Raw genomic sequence first — 21,097 nt, forward strand, 5'->3', positions numbered from 1 at the left:
GTACTGCGTAACAGTGGGAGAGTAGGTTACCGCCGTTTTTTAAGAAAGTGAAGTCCGCATACTAAAATATGCGGACTTTCTTGTTTTTTAGGCTATCGTATCAGAATTGGTAGAAGGAAAACCTTAACTTTAGACCGATAGACATAGGAATTACCTTGTTTGTTAATTCAATATCTTCGTTTGTATAGCTAGAGAGCATACTATGGTTATAAAATTCACCTTTATTATTGTTTATGATTTGATAATTAATGACATTCTGTTTGTTTTTAATTATATCATTAAGACCATAGTCGAAATATGCTCCTGTGTAAAATGCTTTATTGTTCTTGAGAGAAAATCTAATTCCCAGTTCGATACTCGCTATAAAAGCTATTTTAAGATCCAGATCTTCCTCTACTTTCTTATCCGGATATTCTCCGAATCCCATAAACTGAGGAGTATTAGTCCATATTCCCGGCTCATAAAAGAATCCCTGATTGGTATAATTTCCGGTTGACTTGTAACAGGCAGAAATGGGAATGCCAATTTTAACTCCGATATTAGTATAAAACTGATTAGTTCCTCCTGTCTTATATTGTATCATTACAGGAATATTCAGGTAATGAGCTGTTTGCTTTTCTTCGTACTTGTTTATCTCTGTTTTGAAATCGAAAACTTCCTGATCGCTAGGGTCTGTTATTCCTGTCAGTGTATTACTAAATGCAGCATTCTCTATCTTTGCATTATATAGCGAATATTCAAATCCAGAGAGCAGTCCGATTTTCTTTGTCAGGGCATAAATATAGTTCAGACTTATGCTTCCGCCCATTCCATTCTTAGAATCTCCAGAAGAAGGAGAGTAATTCAGAGTAGATAGCCCGCCTCCCATTCCAATAGAAAGTTCATGTTTATAGTCTTGTGCAACAGCATATCCATTCGAATATCCGTACAGGACTGCTAGTATGATTATCTTTATAATAAGCTTCATGATAATGTTATTTTACGATGGCTTTTAATTCTTTACTATATCCGTCTTTCCCTTTAAACCTGATTATATATGTGCCTTTATTGGCAGGTAAATCCAACGGTGTGGAATATTCCCTGATATGCACTGTTTTTATCAAGTTCCCTGATAGATTATATATTTCTGCTATTGCTCCTTCCAACGCATCCTCATCTATATCTGCCTCTAAGTATATTGTTTCGTGTATACTTTTGGGGTTAGGATAAACTTTTATATCGAAGCTTTTGAGGCGTATCAGGCTTTCGGTAGTATTGATATATCCATCCAAAGTTTTTATTTGGACTGAGTAGAGAGCTGTTGCATCCAATAAATCTGTGTTTTCAGGGCCAACTGAATATGAATAGTTTGTAGCTCCTAGTATAACTGTTCCATTCTTATACCATTGGCAGCCGGAAACTCTGAATCCATCTTCTGTTATTTTTGCAACCTTGAGCATTAATGTATTATTCCATTTAACCTTGACTACATCATCGAAATTATAGTTTATTGAGAATGTCCCGGTTGTCGATGCTTCGTTATAATTAGGATTTCCCGAGGCCTTTGCTGTTATCATATATTTACCCACAGCTAAAGCATAGTCTGTATAAGTCCCCTTCTTTTCATAGTAATAGCTATAAGATATTTCTATGTTATCTCCATCTATTAATCCTTCTATTGTTACAGGATCTGTGTAAATATGATTTCCTGTATATACTGCTGTTTTATCTTCTAATTTTAAAGTCAGTGTCCGGGGATTTATTGTGAACGTGGAGTTTGTTAGTAAAATCCTATATTCTGATGATACATCTTCATCTTCTCTGAGTATTTTGCATACAATAGGATAAGTTCCTGCATTTTCCCCGGATTGTCTCTCTAATAGAATCAGATCTCCTGATTTAGGACCTGTCCCAATGATGGAGTAACTCAATTCCGGCTCTGCTTCGCCGTAAGTTTTCGAATAATTCTCTATTGTTATATTTATCTGATTATCAGGTATTGTGTATCCTGCTGTTACATGCTTTGTCTTTTTCAGGTTAAGCACATTATTTCCGTCATCTGCGTGCCCTATGCTAACGCCGCTTACTTGTATGTCTGGTGAAGAAAAGTATGGTATCCGGTAATAGGTTCGGTTGTCAGCATAATATGATCCGCTTTCATATGACATTATAGTAGTATAACCACCTAATTGAGTGCCACGCCATCCGGCCGAATAGTTATATAAACCCGGACCGGCCTGGTAATTTTGCTCTTTGTGATGTCCACATCCCATATTATGCGCCATCTCGTGTACTACGGTATATCCTGTGGCAGCTTGTTGTACCCGGCATAATGAAAAACTACACCAGGCTTTATTGCCGTCCTCGTTAGAAAGCCTATAAGCCACACCTCCTGTATAAGATACGAGAGGTATGAGTACGATAAGGTCGGCTTTATATAGTTCCCTCAAGACATGTACTTCATCCAGATATCCATCGCCATCGTTCTGAAGTCGGCTCAGGTCCAGACTACTATCGGTTTCTTCATAATCAGTCTGATATTTATGTACTAAATTGAAAGAGATTCCTGTACCGGAATTGGCCATAGCAGTGTTTGATTTTTCCATAGCCATATTGATTACATTATCGATGCCCGAAGAAGAATAATCGGCCCATTCCTTTGCCTTTTGTGTATATACAACCATTACATCTATTACAACGTCTTCCTCTATATTATTCGATTGAAAGGTGCCGTTCTCATCAGATTTTAGCGTAAGGTCATTATTACTAGAAATATTATCGGGTATGATTGGTTCAGAGCATTCCAGTATATTTTTTCGTGCCACCGATATTTTATGCTGAGAAAGGTATGTCTGTCCGTTTATTACGGTGACATCAAATTGCTCATCCGATCCGGGTAACTCTGTTGATACTAATATGCCTTCATTAGATATGGATATATAACAGTATCCGAACTTCACGTCTACAAGTTCGGCGGATATGGATATTTCTTTATTTTCTCTTAGTGTCACATTTTTTATCACAGCTTTGTACGCCTTGTCTTCGAAGAAATCAAGCAGAATTGTGTCGTTCACATTCGATTGGGTTAGTTCCCGAAGCTCCTGATTGTAGCTGAAACGACGATAGTTCTCGGCATCTTCAAAATGAGATATAATCTCAGCAGATTCATTTTTTAGATACGGGATTTTTTGGCTGTCATTGATATTAATAGATTTCTGTGCCTGTATATTATTTGTAAGGCAACACAATAGAACAGCACTGGCAAAGACGACTCTTTGTAGCTTATTCATAGTATTTCAGATTAGAAAAGTTAGTCAGACAAAGTTATAGTTATTTAGAGAAAATGCAATAAAACAGCAGATTTATTTTAGATTTATCTTTTTGACTTATAATTAATTGTTGTATAGTTACTTCCTTATAAGATAAAGAAAAAGGGTTGCTATATGATGGCAACCCTTATGAAGCGGTTTTATTTCTTTAATCCGTAATCAATATTCTGGTTTATTGCTTTTTAGCCTGTAATGAAGAATATCCGAAATAGAATATTATAGCAGCGTACATCGCTAATGCAAGATATTGTGAGAGATTACTTTCAGCCCAGACTTCATTCATCAGGTCTAATCCTGAAAATTTGAGTATAGCGCTGACAACCCCCATCAAAGCCCCTCCGGCAATGAATCCGGAAGCCAGTAATGTTCCTTTGTCTACACGGGCCTCGTTTAATGCTTTATCCTTGCTGCGACTACCTACATACCAGTTAACGGCTCCTCCTACTACTAAAGGAATATTTAAATGTAATGGGATGAACATCCCTAAAGCGAAGGCAAGTGAAGGAACTTTCATAAAGTTAAGTATAAGCGCTATTGCTGCCCCAATACCATATAATATCCATGGTGCACCTGTCCCTGACATTAACGGATCAATAACCGCAGCCATGGCATTTGCCTGTGGTGCTACCAGTGCATCTTTTCCTGTAAAGCCATATGTTTCGTTCAGTATGATCATTACTCCACCCACAGTAGCAGCAGAAACGAGAGTCCCAAGGAATTTCCATGTTTGTTGTTTTGCAGGAGTAGAACCTAACCAGTAACCGATCTTGAGGTCGGTAATAAAACCTCCGGCCATAGAAAGAGCGGTGCAAACCACACCTCCCATAATCAGAGCTGCAACCATTCCGCCAGTTCCATTTAATCCTACGGCTACCATTATTACTGAAGCAAGGATAAGAGTCATCAGTGTCATTCCCGATACAGGGTTTGTTCCAACGATCGCAATTGCATTAGCCGCCACTGTTGTAAACAGGAAAGTAATAATACCTACAACTAGTATCGCAATAACAGCAAAGAACAGATTATGCATCACTCCAAGCCAGAAGAAAATGAAAGTGGCTATCAGGGCAAGGATCACACCTGTACCTATTATTTTCATCGATATATCGCGCTGTGTACGTTTATCCACCATTGCAGCAGCCTTTTTATTCCCTTTCATTTCTCCTGCGGCAAGGCTTATCGCACCTTTGATGATGGGCCACGATTTTATAATGCCAAGTATTCCGGCCATTGCTATACCTCCGATACCAATATGACGTGCCATCTCCGAGAAAATCACTTCGGGGGCGACATTACTGATACCATCCGCTAAAGATCCTCCTTCAAGGTAAGGAGCAGGATTAATACTTTGCAATAATGAATCGCCAAGGAAAGGTAATAGCGGAACGATGACGAACCATACAAGCAATGAACCCGCGCAGATAATAGCAGCATATTTCAATCCTACTATATATCCTAATCCGAGCACAGCAGCCCCGACATTCACACTGAATAATACTTTTGCTTTATTCGCGACAGTTTCGCCGAAAGGTAATACACGTGATGTGAAGACTTCCGACCATGCGCCGAATGTAGCGATTACAAAATCATAAAGTCCTCCTATGAGGCCGGCCAGTATAAGTGGTTTTGCCTGATTTCCTCCTTTCTCTCCTGATATCAGCACCTGTGTTGTAGCAGTTGCTTCAGGGAAAGGGTATTTTCCATGCATATCGGATACGAAATATTTGCGGAAAGGTATAAGGAAAAGAATACCTAAAACACCACCAAGCAAAGAACTTAAAAATACCTGAAAGAACTGTACCGAGATTTCATCACCATATTTTGCCTGAAGAATATAAAGTGCAGGAAGCGTAAAGATTGCACCCGCAACGATAACACCACTACTAGCACCGATGGATTGAATGATCACGTTTTCGCCCAGAGCATTCTTTCGCTTTGTAGCGCTGGACAGACCTACGGCAATAATGGCTATTGGTATGGCTGCTTCAAAAACCTGGCCTACTTTCAGTCCGAGATAAGCAGCAGCGGCACTGAAGATAATGGCCATTATCAATCCCCAGATCACTGACCATGGAGTTACTTCTTTATACTGTTTGTTTGGAGACATTATGGGAATATACTCTTCCCCCTGTTTCAATTCTCTGAAGGCATTTTCGGGTAATCCGGTCACCTTCTCTTCATTTTCTGCTTTCACGTGTCAGTAAATTTTATAGGTTAAATTATTATAGATGCAAATCTACATTATTTCCTGTAAACAAAAAAGCTGCCATGCAGCAGCTTTTTATAAGTGTGTCTATTTTAATCATTCCTGTAAGAAATATTCTTATGCTCACATAATTCTATTACCTTCGATTTTACGGCAAGAAGATCGTTGTATTTTAATTCTGCCAGCTCCAGTTTCCTTTGTTTCTGTCCCCCGTTGGTAAAGAAAACAATGTATGATTGTCCGATATTTATATTACTTACCGTTGCCCAATCTATAAGTATCTTTTTCTGTCCAGACAAATTGGCTTCTATCTTTTCGTTTGATATGTTCACCAAAGGGGCAGGAAGCCATAATGTATTCTTCAATAGTAAAATAATGGCCAGTAACGAGAGTATAGCAGATCCTATGAAGATTAAGCTTTTATAGTTACTGATCAGAGCTTGTGTAATCACAAAATATAATCCGAACAGCGTAAAGTATGAAAAGATAACAACGTTTGTCATTCGTTGGTTTTTGGTCGTGGCATAACTGATTCTTAATTCTTCCATGAGATTTTATATTGAAATTTTTATGAGATTCTTTATTAGTAAAGGCGTTACTATCAAAGCAATCAATGTTGCTGATATAAGATTAACAATTACCAGTCCGTATAGTTTATAATCGAGCCCGGTTAAGAACCGTATTCCTAAAACTATTCCGATAATTATAATAAAGGTCAACCAATATAAGTAATTTATCTTCTGAGGTTTCTTATCGCTTTCCGGTAGTCTTAAAATTACAAATATAAGGATGGCTCCTCCAATTAACGTACTCCCATGTTGCAATATTTTAAAAACAGGGATGGAAAATGAGGATATATCCACATTATCTTTCATTAAGGATATTCTTTCCACAAAATAACCTGTTTCATGCGTAAAATTATCCCATAACAAATGTGTTAAGATGCCTGTCAAGGTGGACGTGATCATAATAAGCCAGTTTTGCCTGAAATAACTGTTCCATTTAAAATCTTTAAATCCGGTAAGTCTTTTTTGAAAGAAAAGAGGCAGGTTACTGTACAAGCTGTCTCTTACTATATTATGAAAAATAAAAGCGATCAGTATAGCCAGCGGCAGATCGAACCAGAAAATCCCGTCAATTGTATGACTGTACTGGCTATTTATTTTCATTCGGATGAAATATTCGAAATCGGGAATCGTACTTCCGATAATTAGCCCTGTGAGTGAAACCCATTTCTGAGGTAAAAAAGTTAAAGGAAATACTGCAATAGGATGAGAAAATGTAAAGGGCATTGTCAGTTTCTTTTTACAATATCCTGAATAACCAGACTGGCGAGTGTAAATCCGAAAATCGCTGTAATATGCACTAATGTTCCATTTGTTTGCGCTTTAACACTGGGGTTTTCCTGTTTAATTATCTCGGAACTTTTCGATTCGTCAAACTCATATTTCATACCTTTATTCTCTAACACTTCATCACTATACACGCATAGGAACTTTTTAGCGGGTTTTATCCCTTGCTTCATTTTACGGCGAAGCGCGGCGCCCAACGGGCAACCTTTTACTTTCCAGAATTCGGCCACTTTTATCCGTGTAGGATCTATTTTCAGGGCGGCGCCCATCGATGAAAATAGCCTGGCTTTGGTACGGGTGGCAGTCTGTATCAGGTGTACTTTGTGTTTCAGGCTATCTATGGCATCTATGATGTAATCATAGGTATCCAGATGGAACGAACCGGAGTTCTCTTCACTGTAAACTTCAGCGATAGTTTGTATTTCAGCGTCCGGATTAATTTCTAACAATCTGTTTTTTAATACATCAACTTTCCTTTGTCCGACGGTTTTGGTTGTAGCCATTAGCTGGCGATTGATATTTGTTTCGCAAACTTTATCCGAATCTACTATTGTCAGGTGTTTAATACCTGTTCGTATAAGACTTTCAGCACACCAGCTGCCAACTCCGCCCACTCCGAAAAGAATAACTTTTATATCAGCTATTTTATCCATCATTTCGCTGCCAAGTAGTAGCTCTGCACGTTTAAATATCCCTTTTTCTTCTGTCATTATAACTTTTATCTACTTTTTAAGGTTGTAAACTTACAATAAATATTTTTGATTTTCATGTTAAAGAAATAATCATGTATCTTTGTCATCCAAACAATTAGAATCTTATTTTATAATCATCATCTATGAATATCTTATTATTAGGAAGCGGAGGTCGTGAGAATGCATTAGCATGGAAAATAAAGCAAAGTACAAAAGTAGAAAATCTGTATGTAGCGCCCGGAAATGCAGGGACACAATTCATCGCCCGGAATATAGAAATTTCTATAAACGATTTTCCGGCTATTAAGAAATTCGTTTTAGAGAATAAGATCGATATGGTGGTGGTTGGTCCCGAAGAACCATTGGTAAAGGGTATTTACGATTATTTTGTAAATGACACGGACGTAAACCATATTCCTGTAATTGGTCCTTCAAAAGAAGGCGCGAAACTGGAAGGGAGCAAGGACTTTGCCAAGCAGTTTATGATACGCCACGAAATTCCAACAGCACGCTATAAAAGTTTTACGTTGGCCGAATTAGATGATGCATACACATTTTTAGAAGAACTGGAAGCTCCTTATGTATTGAAAGCCGATGGTTTGGCTGCAGGAAAAGGGGTCCTGATTATAAATGATTTGGACGAAGCTAAGAAAGAACTCAAAGAAATGCTTAGCGGAATGTTTGGCGACTCCAGTAAAACTGTTGTTATTGAAGAATTTCTATCCGGTATAGAATGTTCGGTTTTTGTGTTGACTGATGGTGATTCATATAAGATACTTCCTGTCGCTAAAGATTATAAGCGCATAGGAGAGGGTGATACCGGGCCAAACACTGGCGGTATGGGTGCTGTTTCTCCCGTTTCGTTTGCCGATGATGTATTTATGAAAAAAGTGGAAGAGCGCATTGTTATCCCTACTATAGCCGGATTGAAAAAGGACAATATAACTTATAAAGGCTTTATTTTTTTAGGCTTGATCAGTGTCAAGGACGAACCTATGGTCATTGAATATAATGTGCGCATGGGTGATCCGGAGACCGAAGCGGTAATGCTACGTGTCAAATCTGATTTTGTGTCTTTGCTCGAAGGTGTAGCTTCGGGGACATTAGCCTCTAAAGAATTGGAAGAAGACACTCGTTACGCTGTGACCGTTATGCTTGTCTCGGGAGGCTATCCGGGCGATTATGAGAAGGGAATGGAAATCTCAGGACTTGATTCTGTAAGCGGTAGTATATTATTCCATGCGGGAACAAAAACAAACGGAGATAAAATTTTGACCAACGGAGGGCGTGTGATAGCTGTAAGCTCCTATGGCAATACAAAAGAAGAAGCGTTGGCTGCCTCATTTGGGAATGCAGAGAAAGTGAATTTCGATAAAAAGTACTACAGAAAAGATATAGGTTTCGACCTCAACTAAATGGGCGATATACTAAAGTCATATAAAAAACAGGTAGCCGAGGGTAAGACTTTTCTTATCATAGCTATTGCTTTCGCAATTGTTGTCCGGCTGGTCTATTTCTTTTATCTTGACTTTCCCGGGTTTATACAAACCGATGCATATATCTGGAATCAGTTCTCCTTTATTTTCGATACTTCATCGATTTCATTGTTGGCGAGTAGTATGGTTACCGCCGGCATGGCTGTTCTGGCAGCACATATCAATACCGAGCATGTCTTTGTCCGTCGCCGGACATTACTACCTTCTGCATTTATTATATTGCTTTTTAGCTGCAATCCTGCGTTTATATATATAACTCCTGAATATGTAGGCGGATTATTGGTGTTATACATAATTAATCTTTTCTTTACCTCATATAACTCGGAAAGGAAAGCACAGGCTTCTTATAAAGTGAGTTTCATGCTTGCTTTGGGTAGTTTCTTTGTTCCTGTTCTGCTATTGTATCTGCCAATAATGTGGTTAACTCTTGCTATTGCCAGGTGTTTTAATTTTAAGTCGTTTCTCGTATCACTACTGGGAGTGTTTACTCTCTATTTCTCAGCTTTCTCATTTTATTTATTCACCGATAGTTTAAATGTATTCCTGTCTCCGTTCACTTCTTTGAGCCTGGATACTTTAGAAGGTCTTCCTTTCTTCGATTTTGAAGCTACGCAATGGGCTATACTGGGTGTATCTTTGATTATGCTTATTATAATAATTTGTGATAATTATATAAACCGGCACAAAGATAAGATCAGGATACGTGCCTATTTGGGAACGCTTGATCTTCTGGCGGTGATGGCTTTACTGTTTTTTGTCTTTCTTAATTTAGGCACACAAATGCATTTGTTCGTCGCCTTGATATCAGGGAGTTTACTTTTAGCTCATTTTTATGCTTTGGTAGAACAAAGAATCACTATCTGGCTGTTTTATTTTCTGCTTATTTTCTATATTCTCATTTGTTTTTCATCATTTTTATCTTTGTAAATAGAACATTTCATGAGTTTTAAATGTTTTAAAATATGAGTTTCTATATATTTGTAAGTGTAGATATATTATTTTATAATTGATAATTAAAGGAGAAATGATATGAAAACATATGCTTCAATAATAGTTTTAGGGCTTTCTTTACTATTCTTTAGTTGCAAGTCTACCGATAGCGTGACTAAAGCAGAACAAAAGGCCCTGATTACTCAAAAAATAGAAGGGATGAATTATAAATTTGTTCCTCGCACAGCAAATCCCTCTCGCGGGAATTCGATCAATTTGAATTATTCTTACTATCTGAAAGTAAATAAAGACACGGTCAGTGCCTATCTGCCTTATTTCGGACGGGCATATTCTGCCCCTTACGGAGGCGATGGGGGTATCAATATCCTTAGCACAGATTTTGAATATACAATAAAGGAAAAGAAAACAGGAGAATGGGATATCAGCATAAACATAAAAGATGATCAGAAGAGATACGAACTGAATTTAAGCGCAGGAGATACCGGATATGGTTCATTGTCGGTACGTGATAATAACAGATCTCCGATCTCTTTTTACGGAAGTATTGAGTAATAAAAACAATATTTCACTTAGCCAAACTGTTTTTTTAAGGATAAAAGTCATATATTTGGAAAATTATTATTTATTTCGCATCTTCGAAGAGATGCAAAGTAAGTTTTGAACATTTTTTTATGCAAATATCCTTCACTGCAGAGCAAATAGCTACAGTATTAAATGGTACAATTGAAGGTGATCCTTCAGTTGTGGTACATAGCTTTTCCAAGATAGAAGACGGTAAGCCCGGAACTTTAACTTTTCTAGCTAATCCCAAATATACCCATTATATCTATTCAACCAATGCTACTATCGTATTGGTAAATAATGATTTTGTCGCCGAGTATCCAATTCGGGCAACATTGATTCGTTGTAGTAATGCATATGCTGCATTAGCTTTACTTTTGGATATGGTGGAAAAGATGAAACCTCAAAAGACAGGCGTTGAACCAATGTCTTATATCGCTGAAACAGCAAAACTGGGAGATAATGTCTATGTAGGTGCCTTTGCATATGTTTCAGATAATTCCATAATAGGATCTAACACTAAAATATATCCTCAGTCCTATATTGGGGACAATGTCAAGATTGGCGATAATACAATAATTTATCCCGGCGCAAAGATTTATTCGGGATGTATTATTGGTAGTAACTGTATCATCCATGCCGGAGCAGTGATCGGTAGTGACGGTTTTGGCTTTGCACCTGATAACGGTTCTTATAAGAAAATACCACAGATGGGAATTGTAATTCTTGAAGACGATGTGGAGATAGGGGCTAATACAACGATAGATCGCGCCGTGATGGATGCGACTATTATACATAAAGGAGTAAAACTCGACAATCTTATACAGATAGCTCATAATGTAGAAATAGGTGAAAATACCGTTATGGCTGCACAGGTTGGCATATCTGGTTCTACAAAAGTTGGGAAACATTGTATGTTTGGAGGCCAGGTAGGTTTGGGCGGTCATATTACAGTTGGCGATAATGCCAATATTGGTGCACAGTCAGGCATTATAAGCAATATAGAGCCTGGTGCCAAGATTATGGGTGCGCCGGCTATACCGGTAAGGGATTATTTTAAATCGAGCATTATATTCCCTAAGCTCCCCGAGATGTATCGTCAGATAGCCCAATTACAAAAGGAGCTTGAGGTGTTGAAATCTAACCAAAAATAAAATACGAAATTTAACTAACATAATGAGTAAGCAACATACGCTAAAAGATAGCTTTACTTTACAAGGAAAAGGTTTACATACAGGGCTACCCATTACAATAACATTCAATCCGGCACCGGATGATTTTGGTTTCAAAATAAAGAGAGTTGATCTCGAAGATCAGCCTGTTATTGATGTCCTGGCCGAAAATGTAGGTAATACCCAACGTGGAACTGTCCTTATTAAGGATGGTGTACAAGTAAGTACTATCGAACACGCAATGGCTGCATTGTATGCCCTAAGGATAGATAATTGTCTCATAGAGGTTAATGCACCGGAATTTCCAATTCTGGACGGAAGTTCGATACAATATGTCGAAGCCATTCATAGAGTAGGTGTCTTGGAGCAGACCGAAGAAAGAGACTATTTTGTTGTAAGACACAAAATGGAAGTAGTGGACGAGGAGACAGGTTCCAAGCTTACACTTCTTCCGGATGATAGTTTCTGTATTAATTCATTTATAGAATTCGAGTCGAAGTATATTCCAAATCAGTCGGCGACGTTAGAGGATCTGTCTGATTTTGAAAAAGAAATAGCCGGATGCCGCACTTTTGTGTTTGTAAGGGAAATCCAAAAATTACGTGATGCGGGACTAATTAAAGGAGGAGACCTTGATAATGCGATTGTAATATACGAACGTCAGATATCACAACCGGAGCTTGACAGTCTTGCAGATCTTTTAGGAGTCCCTCATAAAGATGCAACAGAGCTTGGATACCTGAACAATAAGGCAATACAATACCCGAATGAACCGGCACGTCATAAATTGCTGGATATAATCGGCGATATGGCTCTCATTGGGAAGCCTCTCAAAGGAAGGATTATAGCCACCCGTCCGGGGCATAAAATCAATAATAAACTGGCACGTTTGATCCGTAAGCAGATCAAACAGAACGAGGTGCAACCTCCTGTTTACAACCCCAACAAGGAACCTGTATTCGATATAAACAGGATAAAGGAACTGCTTCCTCATCGTTATCCATTTTTAATGGTGGATAAGGTTATCGAAATAGGTAACAAATATATTGTCGGAATCAAGAACCTTAGCGTAAATGAGCTTTTCTTTCAGGGACACTTCCCTCAGGAACCGGTAATGCCCGGAGTATTGCAGATAGAAGCTATGGCACAAATCGGAGGATTGCTGGTACTGTCTCAAGTGGATGAGCCCGAGCGTTACTCTACCTATTTCCTGAAGATCGATAATGTGAAATTCAGGAATAAAGCAGTGCCTGGTGATACCTTAATATTCAGGCTGAACCTTATGTCTGAGATACGGAGAGGTATTGCTAACATGAAGGGATATGCTTTTATCGGAGACAGGCTTATTTCAGAAGCCGAATTTACCGCTCAAATTGTAAAGAATAAATAATATTGTTATGTCAGGAATATCGATTCAGGCCTATGTTCATCCAGAGGCAAAGATTGGCGAAAATGTAGTAATCGAACCTTTTGCGTTTGTTGATAAGGATGTAGAAATAGGGGATAACAGCTTGGTTATGTCCGGAGCCAATGTTCGCAATGGATCTCGTATCGGTAAAGGATGTCGTATTTTTCCCGGAGCTGTAATTGGAGGAATTCCTCAAGACCTGAAATTTAAAGGAGAGGACAGTCTGGCCATTGTGGGCGATAATACCACAATAAGAGAATGTGCAACGGTAAACAGAGGTACCGCATCGAAAGGATATACTCAGGTTGGCAGCAATTGTTTGCTTATGGCATACAGCCATGTGGCGCACGACTGTGTCGTTAAAGACTTTGTTATTTTGGGTAATGCTTCGCAATTGGCCGGAGAGGTAGAAGTCGATCATCATGCCATTTTAAGTGGCGGTACTTTAGTTCATCAGTTTACCCGGATAGGTGCTCATGTGATGATACAGGGGGGGACCCGCCTGGGAAAAGATATTCCTCCTTATATAATAGCAGGTCGAGAACCCGTTTGTTATTCAGGAGTAAACCTGGTGGGTTTGAGACGAAGCGGATATTCAAATGAAAAGATAAATGAAATACAGGAAATATATCGTACAATATATCAGGCAGGCTTCAATTTTTCGGATGCTGTGAATAAAATAGAACTGGAATTTGAAGAAACCCCTGAAATGAGAATTATAGTTGATTTCATAAAAGGTTCTCCAAGAGGTATTGTAAGAGGTTATATGGGATAATGATTATAATGATATATATGCAAATCCATTTAGATATTCTAAATGGATTTTTTTAGCTAAAAAAATAGTACCTTTGCAGCCTCAATTTATACATATGCAAAATATTAGAAATATTGCGATTATCGCACACGTCGATCATGGTAAGACTACTCTTGTAGATAAGATGCTGCTTGCCGGACAACTTTTCAGAGAAAATCAATCATCGGGAGAACTTATACTTGATAACAACGACCTGGAAAGGGAAAGGGGAATAACCATCCTGTCCAAGAATGTATCTATTAACTATAAGGGAACCAAGATAAATATAATAGACACTCCGGGGCATGCCGATTTCGGGGGTGAAGTGGAACGCGTATTAAATATGGCCGATGGTTGTCTGCTATTGGTAGATGCATTTGAAGGACCTATGCCACAAACACGCTTTGTTCTTCAGAAAGCCATACAGATAGGATTGAAACCGATCGTTGTGATCAATAAGGTAGATAAGCCGAATTGCCGTCCCGATGAAGTACACGAAATGATCTTCGACCTGATGTTCAGTCTGGATGCGACTGAAGAGCAGCTCGACTTTCCTACGATATACGGATCGGCCAAACAGGGATGGATGTCTATTGACTGGACGAAGCCAACTGAAGATATAACCCCTCTCCTGGATGCTATCGTGGAATATATTCCTACACCCGAACATATAGAAGGTACTCCACAGATGCTGATAACATCGCTCGATTATTCCAAATATGTAGGACGGATCGCTGTCGGACGTGTACATAGGGGGACTCTGAAAGAAAATATGGATGTGTCTCTATGTAAGAGAGACGGGAGCATTGTAAAGACCAAAATCAAGGAAATAAATACATTCGAAGGTTTGGGACGGGCAAAAGTATCACAGGTAGAATGTGGAGATATATGTGCCCTGATTGGAATAGAAGGTTTCGAAATTGGCGATTCCATCGCAGATATTGAAAATCCGGAACCACTACCAACCATTGATATCGATGAGCCTACTATGTCGATGTTGTTCACTATCAATGATTCCCCTTTCTTCGGGAAAGATGGTAAATATGTGACATCACGACATATCCATGACCGGCTGATGAGGGAACTTGACCGTAACCTTGCGTTAAGGGTAGAGCTGACAGATAATGCCGACTCATGGACTGTATACGGGCGTGGCATATTGCATTTATCTATTCTTATAGAGACTATGCGCCGTGAGGGCTATGAATTGCAGGTAGGACAGCCGAAAGTGATCATTAAAGAAATAGACGGCCAGAAATATGAGCCGGTGGAAGAGCTTACTATTAATCTTCCGGAAGAGTATTCAAGTAAGATCATAGACTTGGTGACCCGCCGTCGCGGCGAACTAACCATGATGGGAAGTAAAAAAGACAGGGTATATCTTGAGTTCACTATTCCATCCCGTGGCATTATTGGGCTGAATAATACTGCTCTGACCCTATCGGCAGGAGAAGCTGTTATCGCTCACCGTTTCCTTGAGTTTCAGCCCTGGAAAGGAGATATAGACAAACGTGCCAATGGCTCTATTATAGCCAGCGAATCGGGGAATGCATTTGCCTATGCATTAGATAAACTGCAAGACAGAGGACGTTTCTTTGTAGAGCCTCAAACAGATATTTATATGGGACAGATCGTAGGCGAACACAACAAAGAGGGAGATCTTGTGGTAAATCTGACCAAATCCAAGAAGCTTACGAATGTACGCGCTTCCGGTACAGACGATAAGGCAAGACTTGCTCCGGCAATAATCTTTAGTCTCGAGGATGCCCTTGAATATATCAAAGAGGATGAATACGTAGAGGTTACCCCGCATTCAATCCGTCTTCGCAAGATATTTCTGGATGAAAATGACCGCAAACGTATAGCGAAAAAATAGGCTGTGGCATATTGCATAAGTCATGATTAAGTAATACCTTGCAGGTATTAAAACTCACCTTACTTGTGCAATATGAAACATATTATATATATCCTTACAGCAGTATTGCTATCGTCTTGTAGCTCTACATTCTACTATTCTTCACTGAATACTGCCAACGAATATGTGGAAAAGGTTGATAACGGAGACTTCCTCATCGAAACAGACAGCCTGTGGATAGCTTACTGTTTCAAAGGTCCCGGCGCTCCTATGCAGATCACTGTTTTTAATAAACTGGATGAACCTTTGTACGTTGACTGGGAACGTTCAGCATTGATTATAGATGATAAGGCTTTCTCCTATGCCGAAGCAGCAGGCTCTTTTACCTGGAATAACTATAACCCCGATGGCACTGTCTATAGCCCGGATTCTACATATACTTTCGATGATGAAATCCGTATGATGTCAGATCATATTAGTTTTATTCCTCCAAAAGCTATGATCAGCGAAATTCCTCTTAGTCTCGATCCTACTTTTAAGCATCTGGATAAGAAATTATACCGGAATGCTACCATGGCCGATAAGTATCAGGAAGTGGTTAAAACCCAGCGGGCCGATTTCTCCATGTCAGACAGCCCTCTCCGGTTTAGTAGTTACATCACTGTCTATGCCCAGCCGGATGAACCAATGGTGTTCGAACAGGATTTTTATCTGGCATCCTTATTTAAAACCGGGATCAGGCCTGGTAATATGGCCGGCGATATGATCAACCGTGGCGACTTATTCTATGTTGAGCAACCAGCAAATAATAACGCCCTGTATACAACACTGGGAATTGTTGCTGCCAGTGGGCTTATAGTCCTGGGTGCCTTGTATGGTGATGGTACATATGAATATGTTGACGACGGCTACGACTATGACTATTAACCTGTTATTGGCTTAACAGTTTCACTGCGTCCACATACTGTGCAATTCCCTTTGCCACCTGTTTTGCTTCCCGCATAGCCAATACTACTGTTTGCGGAGTGTGTACCACGTCTCCGCCGGCAAATACGCCTTTTCGTGTAGTCATTCCATATGGATGATCTTTTGTGATCACATATCCGTTATTGTCTACATCTATGCCCAGCGAAGTAGATACGATACGGTTGGCCGGTTTTGAGCCTATGGAGATAAGCACTCTGTCCATTGGTATCACCTTTTCCCCCTCAGGTGTTTCCACACGTATGGCTTTCAGTGTATTACCTTCCCCTATACATTCAATGGTACGGCTTTGCCATAAGAAATTAGTCCCTTCTTCCACGGCCTCGGTATATTCGGTTTTTAATGCGGGGATATTTTCTTCTGTTCCACGGTATATTATGTTTACTGATCTTGCACCCATTCTTAGCGCAGTGCGGGCTGCATCCATTGCTACATTTCCTGCTCCGATAATGGCTATATTCTCCCCTTCCAGTAAAGGTACCGCTGCACGGCTTATATCACCGTTATTGTAAAGATTGGCCATTCGCAGGAAATAAGAGGATTGCAGTACGCGGTACAAGTTTATTCCCGGAATATCGAGGGTTTTAGGGACTGATGTTCCTGAACCGATAAACACAGCGTCGTATTCTTTGTTTAAAAGATCGTCTACAGTCGCTTTTTCACCTATAATGAAATCATTGATAAAATTTACACCGAGAGTCTCTATCTTTTTTATTTCCCTGCGTACTATTTCTTTTGGTAAGCGGTATTCGGGAATGCCATACATAAGCACTCCACCCGGTTCTTTCTGTCCTTCGAATACTGTCACATGAAAACCTTCTCTTGCAAGGTCTCCGGCTACAGTAAGCCCTGCAGGGCCTGAACCTACGATGGCGACTTTGCCACGGGTTTTTGGTTTGATCCTTTCTTTGATCAGGTTCATATCACTATCGAAGTCGGCAATAAAGCGTTCCAGTCTGCCGACCTTCACAGGATTGTTTTTCTTGTTGAGGATGCAATGACCTTCGCATTGCTTCTCGTGAGGACATACTCTTCCGCAAATAGCAGGCAGATTACTTTTCTCATTTATGATCTGCATGGCTGCACCTACATTACCCATCGAAAGCTGATGCACAAAGCCCGGTATATCGTGTTCTATCGGACATCCCTGTACACACAGAGGGTTTTTGCAATTAAGGCAACGTTTAGCCTCATCTATAGCTTCTTTGGTTGTATAGCCTGTATTTATCTCGGCGAAATTATTCTTCATATAAAAAATCTTATTTTGTAATCTTGAGTTTGCAAAAGTATATCTTATTTTGTAAACTTCATATAGCAAAATGGATATTTTGTGTAAAAAGTTGACAAAGTTGACACATATTTTAGTTTAATAGTTTTTAAGTTTTAGCTACACTCTGTTCCGCTGAACGCTGTTTCTAGCTTGCTAGTTTTATTCTTCAATATTCCCTCTAGTAAACCAGTATACTTTTCGCTAGTACACAGAATTGTTAAAACCTGACAAATCTGACATATTTTCATAGTACATGACAAAAAATAGAATATAAACCTATACTGCCCTTACAGGGCGCCCTTTCAGTATTTATGTTTCCCGACCCAAGGCGTTGCCATTGGGCTATATTATGTAGCCCTTTCAGGCCATCCGGAAAGATAATAGGCTGAAAGCCTGATATATTCTAGCCCGGGGCAACGCCCCGGGTACTGATAACCCAAGAGGTTGCGCCCTGTAAGGGAAACATAATAAGTCTTTTAGATATATGTAAAATATTTTTTGTCATGTACTATGCATATTTTACTCCTTTTTTTATACTTCATCTTTTTTATTGGCACATTGGCATATCACCGCATTTGCTCATTGTTTACAACATAGATAAAGCAGTTGTAAAATAATGAAAAGTTTTTATGGAAGAATACTTTTTAATTCTGTGTCAGATAGTTTTTCCAGTTCGAGAAGGTCGGTGTAAGGTTTTGTGAGGTTTAGTAATTTCCCGAATGCAGGTTCTGTTTTGTAGCCTTGTTTTTTCAGTTCTATAATTTCCTCCCGGAATTTTTCTCCTGCCATATTTAATATCCGGTGCTCAATAAGCATATGCCTGTATCCGTTTTGTGTAAAAGAGGGCTTATCTTTTGCATATATTTCTATCTCTGTGCCGTCATACCTGAATGAGGCGACAAAGGCATCTTCTTTAAAATATCCGGCAAAGGGTTTATATTGAGAAAAGTTTTCTGCAACAATTTTCTGAAATCCTTTTAAATCCCGTGTATTACAAATAATATCCAGATCGCTGTCTTTAATATCTATCCCAATCGGTATAGTTCCCACAAGAATGGGATCGTATTCTTGTAAAACAGATAAAACATTCGTTTTTTTCAGAACATGATAAGCTTTTTGTTGCCTTTCGTTTCCTGATGAGAGATACTCAATATCCTTCCAGTTCATAGGCAAAACTATAGCTTGCTTAATGCTTTCAGGACGAAGACAGGGTAGGTTGTGGAATGAGTGCCTCCATCGTAGAGGTATTTATCTACATCTACCTCTCTTTTTTGTAAGCGGATAAATGCCGAATCGGTATTGAATGTGGGTACCCATGTATCCTTTGTGCCATGTACAAGTTCAACTTTGCCTAAGGCATTGAAATCACTTACGTCATTGTCTTCCAGGGCTTTCATGAATGCGTTGTCGGTTCTTTCCACAATTCCTTTCACAAATTCAGGGGAAAAAGCTTTTGAGGGAGCAGAAGGTATTTGTTTCGACTGCATGATCTTATCTGTCCCTGCATATTTTTCAATAACCGGTATCAGGTCAGGTTGTACTAACTGGTTTAAATCCTTGTTGATGCCATAAACAGTATTATATGTCAGCAATACCCATAGGTAGGATGCTGTAAAGTTAGGAGAATCGCCGGTGGTCTGCTGAATGACGTGGGTCGCCGTAGCCACTTTGTCATAAGCGCCTGCCCCTGCAACGGTGATAATGTCTGTAAAATTTGATCTGTTTTCGCTGAACGATTTTAGTGTAGACATGGTTGCGAAACCTCCTTCGGAATAACCAAAGAGGAAGAGTCTGGAAGTATCTGTATGCAATGATTTATCTTTTGTAAATGAAGGAATGGCCTCAATTAATTTTCTTGCGGCCTCAGCCAGAGAAGGTCTTACTTCATAGTAATGTATATCTTTTTCATCACTTCCATAACCGAAATAGTCGGGAACAACAATAATATATCCGTTTTCGTGGGCAGGAGGGATCAATGTAAGGGCGTCTCTTAATGTGCCAGCATCTTTGAAAGTATTGAAAGACGGAGCTTCCGATTCGGAAAATAAAGTTCCGTGTTGTACCGAAACTATTGTCAATGGTTTCTCTTTTTCATTATCCGGAAGATTTGGATAGCCGATAAGCCCCGATAATATTTTTGTATTGCCGGAAGGATCGACAGCCTCGTATGTCACTTTACAGAAAGTGATATCATATTTTATCTTTGCTAATTCTTCGTTTACCCGCGATTCAGATACTTTCAGGTAGTTTATGGCATATTCCTTATAACTTTTCTTTATATCATCGGCTTTTATTGTGCGGACGTTTTTCTCACTTTTTATTAAAGATGGTTTGCTGGCTGACTCGCAGGATATGGAGAAAACAAATAAAGTTGCTATTAAGTAAGGGACATACTTTTTCATGATTCCGTCGTTTAGAATGAATCACAAATATATCAATAAATCCCAATGATCAGGGTAGGTCGTAGGTAATTCTTTCTAGGTCGCTGTAATCGTATTGTCCCGAATTTACCAGCTTTTCCATATTCTCAAAACAATTCAATCCTGCTAATCCCAATCCGTTCGGAGCTATTGACATTTCCGTGATAAGGAAACCGTTACTCAACAGGAAAAGACCTTTTTTATCTTCTTCGGTGTCCCATATGAAGTCGATAATTCTTTGGCCTTTGATTTCGAGGATTTCGTTTGATAAGTTTTCTGTTTTATGGGGTTTACTTTTTGGAGCTATTTCTTCATAACTGGCCATCCGTCCCAGATGTTTTCCTAATTGCCGGAAGAATGCCCGTCTTTCTTCTCCTTTGTTCAGGACTTTGTTTTTTTCTTTATCAGGTTTATTTACAGTCTCAATAGCCTGATTTGACGAAAAACTTGTCGCTCTTTTATCTATATTCTCTACAGCTATTTCTTCATCTTCGAAATAAGGAATCTTTACAAAAAAATCTTTGTCAATTTCGAGAAAGCATTCTCCCTGATCGAGTCCGCCGATTTCATATTCTACCCATTGATAAATATCGGTGATGGTTTTTCCTATAATATCTTTTGCCTGCATC

At 39.2% G+C, this 21,097-nt stretch carries 18 protein-coding genes; 8 read left to right on the forward strand and 10 right to left on the reverse strand.

From position 1 onward, the window contains the following. Positions 1 to 100: 100 nt before the first annotated feature. The 6 genes from GGR21_RS18035 to GGR21_RS18060 all read right to left on the reverse strand — a co-directional run bounded on the left by GGR21_RS18035 (position 101) and on the right by GGR21_RS18060 (position 7,576). Entirely contained in the window at positions 101 to 967 is an 867-nt protein-coding gene (locus GGR21_RS18035; protein WP_183308666.1) for an outer membrane beta-barrel protein, read from the reverse strand. Positions 968 to 974: 7 nt separating this feature from the next. Further along, positions 975 to 3,269 (reverse strand): M12 family metallo-peptidase, encoded by a 2,295-nt coding sequence (locus GGR21_RS18040; RefSeq protein WP_183308667.1) that lies wholly within the window; start codon positions 3,267 to 3,269, stop codon positions 975 to 977. 211 nt (positions 3,270 to 3,480) lie between these two features. After that, entirely contained in the window at positions 3,481 to 5,502 is a 2,022-nt protein-coding gene (locus GGR21_RS18045) for an OPT family oligopeptide transporter (RefSeq protein WP_183308668.1), read from the reverse strand. A gap of 104 nt (positions 5,503 to 5,606) precedes the next feature. Beyond that, positions 5,607 to 6,062 carry a hypothetical protein gene (locus GGR21_RS18050; protein ID WP_183308669.1) on the reverse strand — a complete coding sequence of 152 codons (456 nt, stop codon included), beginning with the start codon at positions 6,060 to 6,062 and terminating at the stop codon, positions 5,607 to 5,609. A gap of 6 nt (positions 6,063 to 6,068) precedes the next feature. Then, entirely contained in the window at positions 6,069 to 6,806 is a 738-nt protein-coding gene (locus GGR21_RS18055; protein ID WP_183308670.1) for a DUF4184 family protein, read from the reverse strand. 2 nt (positions 6,807 to 6,808) lie between these two features. Beyond that, positions 6,809 to 7,576 (reverse strand): tRNA threonylcarbamoyladenosine dehydratase, encoded by a 768-nt coding sequence (locus GGR21_RS18060; protein WP_183308671.1) that lies wholly within the window; start codon positions 7,574 to 7,576, stop codon positions 6,809 to 6,811. Positions 7,577 to 7,701: 125 nt separating this feature from the next. On the opposite strand from GGR21_RS18060, the gene purD reads away from it, so the two are divergent. The 8 genes from purD to GGR21_RS18100 all read left to right on the forward strand — a co-directional run bounded on the left by purD (position 7,702) and on the right by GGR21_RS18100 (position 16,721). Continuing rightward, positions 7,702 to 8,973: a phosphoribosylamine--glycine ligase gene (purD, locus tag GGR21_RS18065; RefSeq protein ID WP_183308672.1), complete on the forward strand. Its 1,272-nt coding sequence runs from the start codon at positions 7,702 to 7,704 to the stop codon at positions 8,971 to 8,973. After that, the gene (locus GGR21_RS18070) at positions 8,974 to 9,981 is read left to right on the forward strand and encodes a hypothetical protein (protein WP_183308673.1); all 1,008 of its coding nucleotides are present in this window, start codon (positions 8,974 to 8,976) and stop codon (positions 9,979 to 9,981) included. Positions 9,982 to 10,083: 102 nt separating this feature from the next. Then, positions 10,084 to 10,557: a DUF4251 domain-containing protein gene (locus tag GGR21_RS18075; RefSeq protein WP_183308674.1), complete on the forward strand. Its 474-nt coding sequence runs from the start codon at positions 10,084 to 10,086 to the stop codon at positions 10,555 to 10,557. A gap of 125 nt (positions 10,558 to 10,682) precedes the next feature. Continuing rightward, positions 10,683 to 11,720 (forward strand): UDP-3-O-(3-hydroxymyristoyl)glucosamine N-acyltransferase, encoded by a 1,038-nt coding sequence (gene lpxD, locus GGR21_RS18080; RefSeq protein WP_183308730.1) that lies wholly within the window; start codon positions 10,683 to 10,685, stop codon positions 11,718 to 11,720. Between the two features lie 22 nt (positions 11,721 to 11,742). Next, complete coding sequence (locus GGR21_RS18085; RefSeq protein ID WP_183308675.1) at positions 11,743 to 13,128, forward strand: bifunctional UDP-3-O-[3-hydroxymyristoyl] N-acetylglucosamine deacetylase/3-hydroxyacyl-ACP dehydratase; 1,386 nt, start codon at positions 11,743 to 11,745, stop codon at positions 13,126 to 13,128. 7 nt (positions 13,129 to 13,135) lie between these two features. Further along, the gene (gene lpxA / locus GGR21_RS18090; RefSeq protein ID WP_183308676.1) at positions 13,136 to 13,921 is read left to right on the forward strand and encodes an acyl-ACP--UDP-N-acetylglucosamine O-acyltransferase; all 786 of its coding nucleotides are present in this window, start codon (positions 13,136 to 13,138) and stop codon (positions 13,919 to 13,921) included. Between the two features lie 94 nt (positions 13,922 to 14,015). Beyond that, positions 14,016 to 15,815 (forward strand): translational GTPase TypA, encoded by a 1,800-nt coding sequence (gene typA, locus GGR21_RS18095; protein WP_183308677.1) that lies wholly within the window; start codon positions 14,016 to 14,018, stop codon positions 15,813 to 15,815. 72 nt (positions 15,816 to 15,887) lie between these two features. Continuing rightward, entirely contained in the window at positions 15,888 to 16,721 is an 834-nt protein-coding gene (locus tag GGR21_RS18100; protein WP_183308678.1) for a bromodomain-containing protein, read from the forward strand. Positions 16,722 to 16,725: 4 nt separating this feature from the next. On the opposite strand, the gene GGR21_RS18105 is transcribed toward GGR21_RS18100, so the two are convergent. The 4 genes from GGR21_RS18105 to GGR21_RS18120 form a co-directional block, all read right to left on the reverse strand. After that, the gene (locus GGR21_RS18105; protein WP_183308679.1) at positions 16,726 to 18,027 is read right to left on the reverse strand and encodes an NAD(P)-dependent oxidoreductase; all 1,302 of its coding nucleotides are present in this window, start codon (positions 18,025 to 18,027) and stop codon (positions 16,726 to 16,728) included. Positions 18,028 to 18,675: 648 nt separating this feature from the next. Then, complete coding sequence (locus GGR21_RS18110; protein ID WP_183308680.1) at positions 18,676 to 19,215, reverse strand: DUF4269 domain-containing protein; 540 nt, start codon at positions 19,213 to 19,215, stop codon at positions 18,676 to 18,678. A gap of 8 nt (positions 19,216 to 19,223) precedes the next feature. Beyond that, complete coding sequence (locus GGR21_RS18115) at positions 19,224 to 20,450, reverse strand: alpha/beta hydrolase family protein (RefSeq protein ID WP_183308681.1); 1,227 nt, start codon at positions 20,448 to 20,450, stop codon at positions 19,224 to 19,226. Between the two features lie 49 nt (positions 20,451 to 20,499). After that, positions 20,500 to 21,096: a hypothetical protein gene (locus GGR21_RS18120; protein ID WP_183308682.1), complete on the reverse strand. Its 597-nt coding sequence runs from the start codon at positions 21,094 to 21,096 to the stop codon at positions 20,500 to 20,502. Position 21,097: the final 1 nt, after the last annotated feature.

This window comes from Dysgonomonas hofstadii (assembly GCF_014196915.1).
Lineage (GTDB): Bacteria > Bacteroidota > Bacteroidia > Bacteroidales > Dysgonomonadaceae > Dysgonomonas > Dysgonomonas hofstadii.